The organism is Sphingobacterium sp. LZ11T8 (genome assembly GCF_024261425.1).
Classification (GTDB): domain Bacteria; phylum Bacteroidota; class Bacteroidia; order Sphingobacteriales; family Sphingobacteriaceae; genus Sphingobacterium.
In genome coordinates this window covers 55,192-69,782 of record NZ_JANBZY010000005.1, presented here as the reverse complement: position 1 = coordinate 69,782, position 14,591 = coordinate 55,192, and the positions used below count along the sequence as shown (strand labels likewise).

The 14,591-nt window shown below is 34.3% G+C and carries 11 protein-coding genes; all 11 read right to left on the bottom strand.

Translation table 11 applies throughout. From position 1 onward, the window contains the following. Nucleotides 1-3: 3 nt before the first annotated feature. A complete protein-coding gene (gene dnaG, locus NLF99_RS12895; RefSeq protein WP_254528766.1) occupies nt 4-1,986 on the bottom strand; it encodes a DNA primase in 1,983 nt (660 codons plus the stop codon). A 129-nt stretch (nt 1,987-2,115) separates the two neighbouring features. Continuing rightward, nucleotides 2,116-3,975, bottom strand: a complete 1,860-nt coding sequence (locus NLF99_RS12890) for a nucleoside-diphosphate sugar epimerase/dehydratase (protein ID WP_254528764.1) — start codon at nt 3,973-3,975, stop codon at nt 2,116-2,118. Nucleotides 3,976-4,375: 400 nt separating this feature from the next. Continuing rightward, entirely contained in the window at nt 4,376-6,766 is a 2,391-nt protein-coding gene (locus NLF99_RS12885) for a polysaccharide biosynthesis tyrosine autokinase (protein ID WP_254528762.1), read from the bottom strand. Nucleotides 6,767-6,784: 18 nt separating this feature from the next. After that, on the bottom strand, nt 6,785-7,543 hold the full coding sequence (locus NLF99_RS12880) for a polysaccharide biosynthesis/export family protein (protein ID WP_254528760.1): 759 nt from the start codon (nt 7,541-7,543) through the stop codon (nt 6,785-6,787). Nucleotides 7,544-7,673: 130 nt separating this feature from the next. Further along, entirely contained in the window at nt 7,674-8,810 is a 1,137-nt protein-coding gene (locus NLF99_RS12875) for a DegT/DnrJ/EryC1/StrS aminotransferase family protein (RefSeq protein WP_254528757.1), read from the bottom strand. 28 nt (nt 8,811-8,838) lie between these two features. Then, nucleotides 8,839-9,435, bottom strand: a complete 597-nt coding sequence (locus tag NLF99_RS12870) for an acetyltransferase (protein ID WP_254528755.1) — start codon at nt 9,433-9,435, stop codon at nt 8,839-8,841. Next, nucleotides 9,428-10,042, bottom strand: a complete 615-nt coding sequence (locus NLF99_RS12865; RefSeq protein ID WP_302328335.1) for a sugar transferase — start codon at nt 10,040-10,042, stop codon at nt 9,428-9,430. The genes NLF99_RS12870 and NLF99_RS12865 overlap by 8 nt, the downstream gene beginning before the upstream one ends. Then, a complete protein-coding gene (locus NLF99_RS12860) occupies nt 10,032-11,195 on the bottom strand; it encodes a glycosyltransferase family 4 protein (protein ID WP_254528753.1) in 1,164 nt (387 codons plus the stop codon). The genes NLF99_RS12865 and NLF99_RS12860 overlap by 11 nt, the downstream gene beginning before the upstream one ends. Before the next feature lie 2 nt (nt 11,196-11,197). Further along, entirely contained in the window at nt 11,198-12,499 is a 1,302-nt protein-coding gene (locus NLF99_RS12855) for a glycosyl hydrolase family 28-related protein (RefSeq protein WP_254528751.1), read from the bottom strand. Between the two features lie 8 nt (nt 12,500-12,507). Beyond that, the gene (locus tag NLF99_RS12850; RefSeq protein WP_254528749.1) at nt 12,508-13,587 is read right to left on the bottom strand and encodes a glycosyltransferase; all 1,080 of its coding nucleotides are present in this window, start codon (nt 13,585-13,587) and stop codon (nt 12,508-12,510) included. A gap of 6 nt (nt 13,588-13,593) precedes the next feature. Beyond that, nucleotides 13,594-14,571: an EpsG family protein gene (locus tag NLF99_RS12845; protein ID WP_254528747.1), complete on the bottom strand. Its 978-nt coding sequence runs from the start codon at nt 14,569-14,571 to the stop codon at nt 13,594-13,596. Nucleotides 14,572-14,591: the final 20 nt, after the last annotated feature.

Here is a 14,591-nt window from a genome sequence, read left to right as displayed (position 1 = left end):
TTGTTATTTTACGATTGTATTTCCAAGAAAATCACCCAACAGCTTCTCGCCTTCTTTCAGCTTCTGATATTTGGCGATCAAGAGCAACATATCATCAGGGTCCTTACAGTTTTTAAGCTCTTCCCTGATTCTATGCATTTCCTGTTCGATCTTATTCTTCTTCACCCTATAGATCAATTGGTTGACCAGATCTTTCAACTGATCTTTCTCCTCGGGCACAAAGATCTTACGCTTGTCATCATTCCAGTTGGGACTGATTTCATATTTTGTGGCAATGCTGTCCACCGCTAACCTGGATACTTCCTCATCTTCATGGGAGAAGAAGAATTTAGCTTCCGGTACTTCAAAGTTTTCAGCCTGCTTTTTAAACTCGTCGATAATCTTGATGCTGGCCTTGTCTTCAAAACTGACATCGTCCATGCTTGCCAATAGATACGGAGCAACTGGAATATCGCCATCCCCTTCCCAAACGACCAACTCACGCCCATAGTTTAACAGTACGCGAACAAGTTCCCTTTCCATCAGGATTTCGGAAGTTATCTGCTGTACCGTAGGCTCAGGAACAGTTATTCCCTCTGCAGCCATCGCAGCCAGCATTTCTGCTGGAATAAAATCATCCGCTGGGTAATCTGGACTAGGTTCAGGACTGGCACTTGCTGCCTTTCTATCCCTTGCCTTAGCCTTATCCATCCGGATCTTATTTAATTCGGTAAGGAGAACCCGCTCTTCGATATCCAACAAACCACTACATTGGCGGAGGTACACAGAAACCTTGATCTCATCAGGGATGAGGGCAATACTGTTTACGACCTCTCGTATCACTTCCGCTCGCTTGATGGGGTCTTCCTTGGCGTCTCGTAATAAGATGTTGGTTTTATAGAAAACAAAATCTTCCTGATGCTTATTGATATGCTCCTTGAAAGCGGATGCTCCATATTTCTGAACGTAGGAGTCTGGGTCATTCCCATCAGGAAATAGCAGGACCTTGACGTTCAAGCCCTCTTCCAATAACATATCTGTTCCCCGCAATGAGGCCTTGATCCCTGCTTCATCACCGTCATACAGAATAACGACATTTTTGCTGTACCTCGATATAAGCTTGATCTGTCCTGTTGTCAGGGAGGTTCCGGATGAGGAAACGACGTTCTCTACGCCTGCCTGATGACAGGAAAGCACGTCTGCATAACCTTCAACCAAGTAACACACATCCTGCTCGGAGATCGCTTTCTTTGCTAAATGCAATCCGTAAAGGACATTGGATTTATGGTAGATTTCGGACTCCGGAGAGTTTACATACTTAGGGACGTTCTTGTCCGTCTTTAGGGTCCTTCCCCCAAAACCAATGACACGCCCAGTGAGGTTGTGGATAGGGAAAATTACCCGCCCACGGAAGCGATCGTATAGAGACTTATCATCCCGCTCAACGGCTAGACCTACCTCTGCAAGGTATTCCTTACTAAATCCTTCTGTTAATGCGGCATCCACCAAACTTGTCCAGGCTTCAGGAGAGTATCCTAGTTCGAACTTTTGAATGGTCTCATCCCGATATCCGCGTTCGCGAAAATAGCTCAGGCCAATGCTCTTGCCCAAGTCCGTTTCCCAAAGTTGGGTTTTGAAATATTTCCCAGCCCATTGGCTCAGGACGTACAGACTCTCTCTTTTATCTTGTGCTGCAAGCTGAGCAGGACTGCGCTCAACTTCCTCGATTGGAATATTGTATTTGTTGGCCAAATAGCGAATGGCTTCGGGATAGGCATACTTCTCATGCTCCATCACAAACTTGAGGGAATCTCCGCCTGCCCCACAGCCGAAACACTTATAGATCCCTTTCGATACCGACACATGGAAGGAAGGCGTTTTCTCATTGTGGAATGGACAGTTCCCGATTAGGGATGTCCCTCTCTTTTTGAGATCGACAAAATCACCAACCACCTCCTCAATCCGAGCTGCATCGATGACTTTCTCTATGGTTTCCTTCTTGATCATGATTAACAAAGATAATAATATTAGATTTAGAGAATTAACAAAAGAATAAAGAGTTGGCAGAGGTAAACTCAAATAAAAAGAGAGAAAAAACTCTAGTCCTTTCTCTCTTGGCAATATGTATTAGGCTCCTTATTTCAGGACCTCATGTTTATCCAACTGCTCGAAAACCGAGTTCTTAGAAATATATTCCGGTACAATTTCCTTGATCAATTCCACAAGGACCATTGGATTATGGTTAGCTCCCTGGGCAGCTACCTGAGAACAAAGATGTTCGATCCTTTTCTTATTCATATCCAATTCCTCGGTCCTTACCCTTGCGATCATGATTTTTTCATGGTGAGTCTTGGTTGTATTTTCATTATCAGCCAATAGCTCCTCATAAATCTTCTCACCAGGTCTTAATCCGGTCACTTCGATTCCAATATCATCGGGGTAATTATAACCCTTCAAGCGTATCATACGAATCGCAAGATCCATGATCTTCACTGGCTTACCCATATCAAAGACGTAAATCTCACCACCTTGTCCCATTACTGCTGCCTCTTGAACCAATTGACAGGCTTCAGGAATCGTCATGAAATAACGGGTGATATCTTGATGGGTAACTGTTAATGGTCCGCCACGTTTCAGTTGTTTTTCAAACAATGGAATAACCGAACCATTAGAACCAAGCACATTCCCGAAACGGGTGACGATAAAGTTGGTCCTACTGTTTTTGTTCAATGCAGAAACATAGATTTCTGCCGCTCTTTTCGTAGCTCCCATCACATTCGTAGGGTTTACAGCCTTGTCGGTTGAAACCATGACAAACTTCTCGACGCCATACTTATCGGCCATGTCTGCTAAGTTCTTAGAACCCCATACATTCGTTAAGATTGACTCATATGGGTTTTGCTCCATCAATGGAACATGTTTATAGGCTGCCGCATGAAAGACAATATGCGGCCTGTAATGTTCGAAGACAGAATCCATAAATTGTCTATCCCGTACATTGCCCACCATAAAAATGGTATCCTTAAGGCAATTTGCCTTAAGCTCCTGTTGAATGTCGTACAATGCAGACTCAGCCTGATCTACCACAATCAATTTATCAAAATCAGTAAAACTGATCTGTCTAACCAATTCAGAACCAATCGAACCAGCACCTCCCGTTACTAAGATGACCTTATCACGCATCATTTCATGGATAACAGGATTCTCTAGTTTAATGGCCTCACGACCTAATAGATCGTCAATCTTCAAGGTTCTCAACTGCCTGGTCGCGACTTTACCGCTCATCAACTTCGCGGAAGTCGGCATAATCTTTAGCTTGACTGGCAATGGCTCTATTTGAGAAGAAATCTTCGATAAGCGATCCTTATTATTGTCATCAAGTGCAATAATGATACTATCAATTTTAAGCTTCTCAACAAATTCCTTGGTCAACCGGTCCATATTGATAATCTTATAGCCATTGATAAGCTTGCCAATCCTATTCGGATTATCATCAGCAAAAGCCACGACCTTAACTTTTTTCCGGGTATCATTTCTCAGAAGGTTCAGGGTAGTGGTTCCCATATTCCCCGCTCCAAAAATCAAAACATTTTCAACTTCACGACCTCCGAAAAAGAAGTTTTCATAGATAGTTCTGTAAAACACCCTGGCAGCCACCAAACAAACCGTTGTAAAGAAAGCATGGGTAAATAGTACGGCATAGGAAGGCCTAAAGAACTGGCTGATGACAGTCGTTTGATCAAAGTTCATGCGAACAATGGTGGATATTACCATCAATATAGCCCAGGCTGCAAAAACTGCCTTGAAAATACCCCAAGCATCACGGAAACCAGTCTGCCGAACGATGCCTCTGTAGGTTTTAAAATACAGGAATGAGATGTAATAAACTACTGCCACAAAAATGGATTTCTTAACCATCATCTCTACAGCAAACCGCCCTTTAAAGCTATTGATCACAAAATTCGACAGGTAATAGCAAAAAATCACTATTAGCATATCTATAAGCAAGATAACCCATCTTGGGCTGTCTTTTTTGAAGTATCTCCTCAGGCCAACTATATCCATTAACTATTAATATTATATTCTAAAATATAAATCCAAACCAAAAAGGGACAGGTCCGGGTTCGTGCGTCAAGCAAATATTAACAAAGTTGGTGCCATAATGTTACTATAAATTACCGACTGTTTCGAAAAAGGTTGGTATTGGTAAATTACAGTTATTCTTTTTTGCTTGAGTTTATAATTTATACCTCAAAAGTAAGAATTAATGAAATGAATATCAATTGATAAAACTAAATTAATGCATTCAAAGGTTTGGGTATTGGGAACTAAATAGGTTAGAAAATACTATAAAATAAAAAAGGAGCATTTTAAAATGCTCCTTATAAATATTGCTTTATTTTTTCTTAAACAGTTTTTTGAATTGCTTTTTCATTTTTGCGCGCAGTGAAACCGAGCTGGCATCCACATAGCCATAACCGTAGCCATAACCATAGCCATAGCCATATCCTCTAGCAAAATCAACGTCATTCAATACAACTGCCATATTGCGAAGCTTTCCTTGTTCGTATAGTTCTTTAGGAACATTCAACAAGCGCTTGTCTAAGTAATTCGCTCGAGTTACATACATGGTCAAGTCAGCGAACTCAGAAATCAATAGGGTATCTGTTACTAAACTTACTGGAGCTGTATCCACAATAACATAATCATAATGCTCACGTCCATAGTCAATTACCTCCTTGATATGGCCATTCATTAATAGCTCAGCTGGATTTGGAGCAATATAACCTGAATAAATAATATCAAAGTCATAAGGCGCTGGCTTACGGATAATGATATTTTCAACTGGCATATCAGGATTAATTAAATATTGAGTAATACCAATATTTGTATGTTGCAAATGAGCCAAGCCCAAATAATCAAGTACTTTAGGCGATCGAATATCTGCACCAATTAATAAAACCCTTTTACCAGACATCGCCAAGATCCTAGATAGATTCGTTGAGACGAAAGATTTACCTTCTCCAGATGTTGTAGAGGTAACAAAGATCACTGCAGAATCTTTTTTAGCACCAAGCATAAAGGAAATATTGGTCCTTAAAATACGGAATGCCTCTGCTAACGATGAACGGTCATTATCTTTAACCACTGGATCATCAGAACTTGGAATTTCACCTAAAATTGGAGCATTGAATTTCTCTTCTATGTCCTTGCGTGAATGAACTTTATTGTCCATTAAGAATTTAAGATAAAGAATTCCAAAAGGGATTAAAAAACCAGCAATTAACGCCCCAAGCAAAACCAATACTTTTTTTGGGGAAACTGGAATCTTTGATCCATATGCTTCATCAATAACTTTAAGAATTGCCGGAGTTGCAGCTGCCTGAATCTCAGTCTCTTCCCTTTTTTGCAATAGAAACAAATACAAAGATTCAACAATTTGTTGTTCTCTTGAAATATCTTTAAAACCTCTTTCTTGATTTGGCAATTGATTTAATTTGCCTTCAAATTTATTTTTTTGAGATTGCAGAGAGTTAACATTACTCTGGAGCCCTTGCTGATAATTTCTTACTGAAACTCTTAAATTGTTATTAAGATCTTCAATATTTTTATTCAAATTTTGAACAACTGGGTTATTAGGTGTCGCTGACTTTAGTAATTCATCCCTTTCCAAAACTAAATCATTATAACTCTTAACAGTGGCTTGGATAGATTGATCCTCTAATCCAATATTTGACGGCAATAAATTGCCCGTATTTGAGTTTACAGCTGACCCCATCATTTCCGCTAGACGAAGTTGCGTTTGGTATTCAACAAGTTTCCGATCGTTTTCAGATGCATTTTGCATATACAACTGCACCTCCGAACTCATATCGATTAAATTATTTCTGTCCTTATAATCTGCGACTTTCGAATCTGCACTTGCTAAATTTTTTGAAATTAAATCTAATCTTGTATCGATAAATTGTGTAGTCGCCTTACTAACTTTTGTTTTATCATCTGTAACATCCTTATTATATTGATCTATCAAGGAGTTAATCAACTTTTCTCCTTTTGAGATATTTCCAGAATTAATTGAAAAATTGACAACATAAGATTGCTTTTCCTTATTAGGAGTAATCGCTATTGCTTTTAATAAGCCATCCACAAATTGATCTACGGGAATATATGAAATAACAATCTCAGAAGAAATTGACTTTTTCCCTTGAGGTAAAAGCATAATTGGTCCAATTGGACTATTAACTTTTTGCCCGACTGAATATTCTCTCGTGCCAAAATGCTCATCTTCGATAAAAATTTTATCACCTTTTCTTTGAACAGTCATAGAATATTCATTAGAATCCAATCTTGGGTTCTTTGATTCTAATATCACTAATCTAAGCGGTGATTCGGACTCTAAAAGTTCAGAGGTTTTTACATTGCCTTTTGCAAAATAGGTAACATTCAATCTATCATTCTCAACAACCTTTCTGAAAATTCTTCTAGATTTCATTACATCAATCTGATCTAAAACAAATGCAGAAGCTGGACTCCCACTAGCAAAATTAGTAAGTTCAGTTAATCCAGATAATTCACCAGAAGCTTTATTCTCGTCTTGAAGAAGTATTTTTGCAGTAATATTATAAATCTTATCAGCATACCTAAAATATACAAAAGCTCCTATTAAAAACACTAAAATTGAAACAAGAAACCACTTCCAATAATAAGCATATTGCTCAAATAATTGTTTAAGATTAATTTCTTGTTCCTTTGTGGTTTGGGAACGTGGATTTTGCAAATTACTCATGTATGAATATTTGTTAAATTAACGAACTACAACTGCAACAATTGTAATAATTAAACTTGCTATTGACACAAAAATTGAGGTGTTTTGAGTATATTTTGAAGATTGAATTTTCGCACCGTTAGGTTCAACATACACAACATCATTTTGCGCCAAATAATAAACTGGTGAATTTAGAGCCTCTCTTTTTGTTAAATCAACCCTGTATTCTGATTTTTGACCATTCTGTTCTCTTATTACTAAAACATTCTTTCTAACCCCATTGATTGTTAAATCACCAGCCATTCCTAATGCTTCTAGAATTGTAATCCGATCATTTTTTATAGGATAGGAACCTGGAGATTTCACTTCACCTAACACTGTAACTTTGAAATTTCTTATATCAACACTTACACCAGGATTAATGATAAATCGCTCAACTTCTTTCCTTATATATTCTATTGCTTCTGTCCTAGTCCTTCCAGCAAGTTTAATTTTACCTAATTTAGGAAAATCAATTTCACCATTCACATCAACTGCATAAGTTGGAGTAAATGGATTAGTATCTTGAGTTGTTCCTGAGTTATTATATGGTGAAACTTGATTAAAAGGAATAGTTGCCCTCACATCATCTGAAGTTATAGAAATTGCCAAAATATCCCCTGGCTGTAATTTAGGTGCATTTAATTCATAAGAAGTATTTAATGCAGTAGAATCTGATTGAAAATAAATCAAATCTTTTTTAGATGCACAGGAGCTGAGCAAGCTAAGCATAATCACTAAACTTAAAAGTATTCTCATATTTTTAAAATTTCTATAAATAGGCAAAAATTGAACCACAATCAACTTTCAAACCACAAATGTAGGATTTTACATTCAATAACATTAAATTATTTTTATATACTATAAAACCTACAATTGCTAGTGTATTTTACTTTTTAAAAATTCGTAAAATATTTTCTTTAATATATTCACGTTCAGAGTCCTGTAAATTTGAACCTGATGGTAAACATAGCCCATTATTAAACAATTTTTCACTTACTTTTCCTCCATAATAAGGCGATTTTGAAAAAACAGGTTGTAAGTGCATAGGTTTCCACAAAGGGCGAGATTCTACATTAAATTCTAACAGACCTAACCTCAAATCTTCTCTTGTAATCCCAGCAACACCTGCATCAATTAAAATAGCCGACAACCAATGATTTGAAAAATAATCTGAATTGGTTTCTACAAAAACCTCAACGCCATCAATATTATTAAATATTTCTACATAGAATGCTGACATCGCCCTTCTTGCATCAATCCTTTTTCGCAAAACTTCCATTTGTCCTCGGCCAATACCTGCACAGATATTTGACATCCTATAGTTATATCCAATGTGCGAATGCTGATAATGTGGCGCATTATCCCTTGCCTGCGTTGCTAAAAATACTGCTTTATTTTTATCTTCATCAGAATGACAAACTAATGCCCCTCCTCCCGATGTGGTAATAATCTTATTTCCATTAAAACTCAACACACCAAAACGACCAAATGAACCACAAGCTTTACCTTTATATGTTGAGCCTAAAGCTTCAGCAGCATCTTCTATAACAGGAATATCATATTTGTTGGCAACTGCCATAACTTCATCAACTTTAAATGGCATCCCATATAAATGTACAGCTACAATAGCCTTAGGTTTCTTACCTTTAGAGATTCGATCAACAATCGCTTCCTCAAGTGCCTTTGGACAAATATTCCAAGTGTCTGGTTCAGAATCCACAAATACAGGTATGGCTCCTTGATAGGCGATTGGATTCGCTGAAGCCGAAAAAGTCATAGATTGACATATAACTTCGTCACCATAACCAACTCCACATTCGATTAATGCTAAATGAAGAGCAGCTGTACCAGCAGATAGTGCAGCAACACGAACATCAGCATCTAAAAATTGCTCTAAGCTTTTCTCAAATTCATTCACGTTTGGACCTAAAGGCGCCACCCAATTTTCATCAAAAGCTTGATGAATATACTTTAACTCATTTCCACCCATATGAGGCGAAGAAAGCCATATTTTATCAACCATAATCTTATTAACTATAAAAAATATATCATTAATTTTTTCTTATTTCTCTTCCCGGATTACCAATAATAGTCATCCCATCTTGGACATCTCTAATTATTACGGCTCCTGCTCCAATTATACAATTCCGCCCAATTTTAATTCCTTGTATTATTGAAGCTCCAATTCCTACATGTGTACATTCTCCGATTTCAACATTCCCAGCTAATGCAACATTAGGAGAAATATGTACAAAATCTGAAATTTTACAATCATGATCAATTGAGCAATTAGTATTTAAAATACAAAAATTTCCTACACTCGTACCAGCGTTAACAGAGACTCCAGACATAACTACTGTCCCTGTGCCAATTTCAGAATATTTTGATATAGAGCTTTTAGGATGAATCAGAGCTTGTAAATCAAAGAAATTTGAGGAGGCTATTTTTTTTCTAATAAAATTATCCCCTATAGCAATTACTGATTCCTTTGGAAGAACATTAAGGTTATGACTTATTTTTTTTCCAAGAATTTCTTTTTTCAGAACATCTTGATCATAAACCTCACCTACAACTCCCCCATTTTCCTCAATAATATCAATTATTACTTTAGCATGTCCACTAGCACCAATTATTGAAATTTTATTCATAGTCATTTCCTTTAAACATCTCGACAGTTGCTTGTCCATCGGCAGAAATGCCTTCTCTAACAAAAACTTTCTTTATTGTCAGAAAAAAAATTTTTACATCTAGCGCAAATGATAAATTATCTATATACCACACATCAAAATTAAACTTCTGTTTCCAAGATAATGCATTTCTTCCGTTCACTTGAGCCCACCCAGTAATACCAGGACGTACTTCATGTCTACGTTTCTGAAAATCATCATAAAGCTCAAGATATTGAATTAATAATGGTCGAGGACCAATCAAGGACATGTCTCCTTTAATAACATTAATTAATTGGGGTATTTCATCTATTGACGTTTTCCTGACGAAGGATCCTATAGAAGTTAGGCGAAGTGCATCAGGTAGAAGATTCCCTTCTTCATCTTTGCGATCAGTCATTGTCTTAAACTTGATGATTTTGAATATTTTACCATTCAATCCAGGCCTAGATTGCAAAAAAAATGGTTTGCCAGAATTTACAAAAAACAAGCAGATTAAAATTGTAATAAATATTGGAAATAGAATAATAAAACCAATAAGAGAAAGAGTAAAATCCAAACTCCGTTTTCCAAAATTCTTATAAATCATTGTTAAAACCATTTATTTTTAATAATTCCTTATATTCTTTTAATAAACAATCCCAAACATAATTTTGCTCATATCTTTCTGAAACTAACTTTCTAGCATTTAAAGTTAAATATTGACATAGAACTTTATCCTCCATAATTAATTTCATACTTTTCAATACTTCACCTTTATCCTTTACAGGAATTATTATCCCATTTTCGCGATGTTTAATAATTTCATTATTTCCATTAATATCTGTAACAATACTAGGTAAACCCATTGCACCTGCTTGAATCACTACGTTAGGAAACCCTTCTCTATAACTTGGGAAAACCAATACATTTGAAATTGCATAATATGGTCTAACATCATTTTGAAAACCTAGCTTAATAATATTGGGATTATTATCAATGACTATTTTTGTTTCCGCATGAAGGGGGTCTAGTTTCTCTTCTTCCTTGCCAACTAATAACAGTTTTGTTTTAAACAAATTCAATTCAGAAAATGCCTGAACTAATTCATTCACGCCTTTATCACTAACAAGTCGTCCAACAAAGACAAACACGAAATCATCGTCATCTATCAACAAACTTTTTCTCAAATTAGCATTATCTAGATTTGAAAACAAAGAGGGATTGAAAAAATCTAAATTTATACCATTAACATTCCCATTTCCTAAAACCCTTAGTGGTTTTAATGTTATTAAGTATTTCACTAAATCCTCTTTTACACCATTTCCTTCTGGATAGACATTAGTCGCGGCCCAACAAAGTAGTTTATCCATATAAATCAAAATCAATTTTAATATCCCTTTTTTTGAAGGAAAAACTAATCCAGTAAAGGTATGAACACGAATGGGGACACCTGCCATTTTAGCAGCTAACATAGATAACAACCCCGCTTTGGGTGTAATGGAATGAACTATAATTGGTTTTTCTTTTCTAAATCTATAATATAATTGAATTAACGAAATAACATCCTTAAAAATATTAATACCTCTTGACATTTCAACTGGAACCACTTTTACCTCTTCACGTAAAGAGGTTTTTGCTAAAAGTTCACCATCAGAAGATATTGCAACAACATCAAAATAGGAAGAAAGATATTTTAATTGACCTTTTAATAGTAAATATAAAGATTCAGGAACTGTAGATGTTCGAATTATCTTAATCATCGCTAATTGTATTTCACTAAAGCAGAATTCAATTTATTTATTTTATTGAAATTCAAATTACTATTTGATTTTTTTAAATTAATAGTTTTAACCCCATTATAATTTTCATTTGAAACATTTACAGATGAATTATAATTAACTACAATATGTTTTGTAGAATTTTTTACGGTAAAAACATTATTATTGAATTTTACACCATTTGAATAAATATTCATGATAGAGTTAGAATTAAAATCATAATTGCCATCGACAATAAATTGATTGTTTTCAATTATACTTCCAGATCTTTGTCCATTGGGGGCATAAAAATTCATTAATGACCGACCTGATCCATCATCAATACCTCTTGTCCTTTTTAGGGCCAAACCTTTTTTTAATCCATTATTTGAAATAATATTATTTTTTACAACTACTGGCTTATTCCCATTCTTATTTACATTATAAAAAACCAGTCCTAAATCACTTCCTCCGATATTGTTACCTTCAATTAAGTGACCACCAAAATCTCCCTCAAAATGTATCCCTCTATCATATCCAAAAATCCTATTATTTAATAAACTAATATTTGAACAATAATATTCCACTACAATACCACTTCTACCAAATTGCTTAGTTTTAGAAAAATCATTTAAAACTTTATTCCCCTTTATTGTTCCTTTTGAAGCATTAGCAATATAAATTCCATCGCCGTAACTATCAGTCTTCGGATCATAACCCCAACAATTCAGAATTTCATTATTACTTATATTAACTGATTGAAAGCGTGAAGAAAGTTCTGAACCAACGCTCTTCGTCGTAAAAATTGAAATTCCCTCCCCATATATACCTTCAACCTTAATATTTGTAATTGTAACTGATTTCAAATCAGAAACCATTACCCCATAATAGAATTTCGGTTTATTGATAAATCTATTCGAGCTTGAATAAATCGGAAATTCACCAGCCAAGGTTAAATCAGACATTTTAAATTCCCCCATAGAGGGCAAGCTGTAAAAGCCTCTAATTGTTATTACGGAACCTTGATTAATGTTTTTTATCTTCGTCAAAGATTTAGATTCTCCGGTAATTATTAAACTTCCACTTGAAAGAAAAACATCGATTGGTTTTGATATTAAATAATTTCCAGCAGGAAATACAACTTCATTTATTCCATCAGATTTTACTTGCTTAAAACAATTTAAAATGGCCTGTGTATCGTCCACTTTTCCATTACCTACTGCACCAAAATCTTTAACATTCAAAGTTTTCCCTATACAACTTTGAAAAGTAATCAATAATAAAACAACTGAAATAGTAATTTTCATGATATTCATTATACCAGAGATTTATATATTTTTATTAATTCCAAAACTTTAGTATTAATATCATAAAGCTTTGATTTGTCAATTCCCATTAAGCTTACATTATTGTACAAATTTCTATCCTCTAATGATAAAATTTTATCAACCAGTCCATTAATGTCTTTGTATTCAAATAATAACCCCCCTTTATTTAATACATTTGATAACCCAGGAACATTCGTTCCGATTGTTGGAATACCTAATGCCATTGATTCCACTGCTGATATCCCAAACCCCTCATGCCTTGAACTTAAGATTGCAATATCTAAACTCTTTAAAATTGAGCCAACATCAGTTCTTATTCCTAAAAATTTAACACGATCAGTTAAACCTAATTCAATCACTAAATTCTCAATCAAAAGTTTGTTTTTACCGTCTCCAATTAATAAAAGCTTATAATAATCAGGTAAATGATACAAAGCCTCAATAACTGTATTATGATCTTTTTCATCTCGAAAACCGGCAACCATTCCTAATAACTTATCAGAATTATTAAACCCATATGACTGTTTATTTAATTCCATTGATTTAGATAATTCATCAATGTTAATGCCATTATTAATTATAAAAAGTTTTTTCTCGGGAATATTATAATTATGTATCAACATATTGCGAACCTCATTCGTGATACAAATTATTGCGGAATATTGTTTGTAGATAAATTTATCAATTTTAGATAAAATTGGATTATTTATCCTTCTATTATAGGTACTATGCTCAGTAAACACCAATTTCGCTTTTGACCTAGAGAACAGTTTTGCAAAAACAACCCAATATTGTGACGGAAATAAATGAACATGAATTATATCAAAGTTTCTAATAATCTTTATTAAGTCAAAAATAACCAAAGGATTATATAAATTATGGTAATTTAAGCAATGAATCTTGGCATTTGACTCCTTTAGTTTTTCGTGAAAAGGATAATTAAACCCATTTAATAAAATAACCTCTGCCTTAATATCTTCATGATTATTCAGCAAGGGGATTGTATCTATTAATAATTTTTCAGCCCCCCCTGTTGCGAGGCTATTAATTACATGTAAAACCTTCATTAAATTTTATAAAAGTTGTTTCCAAAATTCATTTAAATCTGCATTTAAAAAGCTTTCAGCTCCACCATTGAAAAAGATATATGTATTAATGCAAGTCAATAATATTAATAGAATAAATTCCTTTTCCTTCATGTTTTTGAAAAGACTCAAATAGATAAATGGAATAAAAGTACCAATAATTCTACCCGCAACAGGAGATAAAAAGTAAGAAGTCAAATACAAAATAAGACCAACAATAGAAATTATATAGGGATTTAAATTTTGTGTATTACCTTTCCAAGAATGTTTTTGAATGTATAATACAATGAAAACAATTGCCCAAATAACAAACATTAAGCCCGATGATGTATTATCAAAACTGTCATAAGCTTGTTTACTTCCTAAAATATTTGCTATTAATAACATCGAACCATTTATTATTATTCCAATAACAAATAAGAGAATAATTCTCTTTCTAAAATTTTGGATTTTTAAATAGGATTCTAAAATATAATTAATTCCTAGGAAGGCAAAAATTAAATAAAATGAATTATGGATTAACCCTAAACCAATAAAAAACAATAATTGAAATTTAATTTTTGGAATTCTTGGCAAAACTAGAAATATTAAAGCAAGTCCAAGACCTTGCCTTAGCGCAATAACCTGTAAGGCAAAAAACTGGGTATTAAAAAACAATATTATTAAGAATAAAATGCCAAAGAACAAATTGTTAAAATTTGTCAAACAAAAATAACTAGCTGAAAAACAAATAAAAAAGACTATCGCTTTGACAGAAAATTCTGGGTCATTGAAGATACTTAATGCCTTATTTACCAAGAAAAAAAGAGGTTCATTAAATAAGAGCATTTTCACATCAGTCATTTGGCTCAAATAATAATCAAAGTCAGTCCCATAAATTATTATATAGTTTTCTCTATCCTTAAAAAGATAATGCGGCATAGAAGATAACAAGTATGCATACAAAACACTTATTAACATCGCCATAAAAATGGTCCCAATATTTC

Excerpts from the sequence above, each read along its gene's own strand:
- dnaG (WP_254528766.1), bottom strand. The coding sequence starts at position 1,986 with ATGATCAAGAAGGAAACCATAGAGAAAGTCATCGATGCAGCTCGGATT.
- NLF99_RS12890 (WP_254528764.1), bottom strand. The coding sequence starts at position 3,975 with ATGCTAATAGTGATTTTTTGCTATTACCTGTCGAATTTTGTGATCAAT.
- NLF99_RS12885 (WP_254528762.1), bottom strand. The coding sequence starts at position 6,766 with ATGAGTAATTTGCAAAATCCACGTTCCCAAACCACAAAGGAACAAGAA.
- NLF99_RS12880 (WP_254528760.1), bottom strand. The coding sequence starts at position 7,543 with ATGAGAATACTTTTAAGTTTAGTGATTATGCTTAGCTTGCTCAGCTCC.
- NLF99_RS12875 (WP_254528757.1), bottom strand. The coding sequence starts at position 8,810 with ATGGTTGATAAAATATGGCTTTCTTCGCCTCATATGGGTGGAAATGAG.
- NLF99_RS12870 (WP_254528755.1), bottom strand. The coding sequence starts at position 9,435 with ATGAATAAAATTTCAATAATTGGTGCTAGTGGACATGCTAAAGTAATA.
- NLF99_RS12865 (WP_302328335.1), bottom strand. The coding sequence starts at position 10,042 with ATGATTTATAAGAATTTTGGAAAACGGAGTTTGGATTTTACTCTTTCT.
- NLF99_RS12860 (WP_254528753.1), bottom strand. The coding sequence starts at position 11,195 with ATGATTAAGATAATTCGAACATCTACAGTTCCTGAATCTTTATATTTA.
- NLF99_RS12855 (WP_254528751.1), bottom strand. The coding sequence starts at position 12,499 with ATGAAAATTACTATTTCAGTTGTTTTATTATTGATTACTTTTCAAAGT.
- NLF99_RS12850 (WP_254528749.1), bottom strand. The coding sequence starts at position 13,587 with ATGAAGGTTTTACATGTAATTAATAGCCTCGCAACAGGGGGGGCTGAA.
- NLF99_RS12845 (WP_254528747.1), bottom strand. The coding sequence starts at position 14,571 with ATGGCGATGTTAATAAGTGTTTTGTATGCATACTTGTTATCTTCTATG.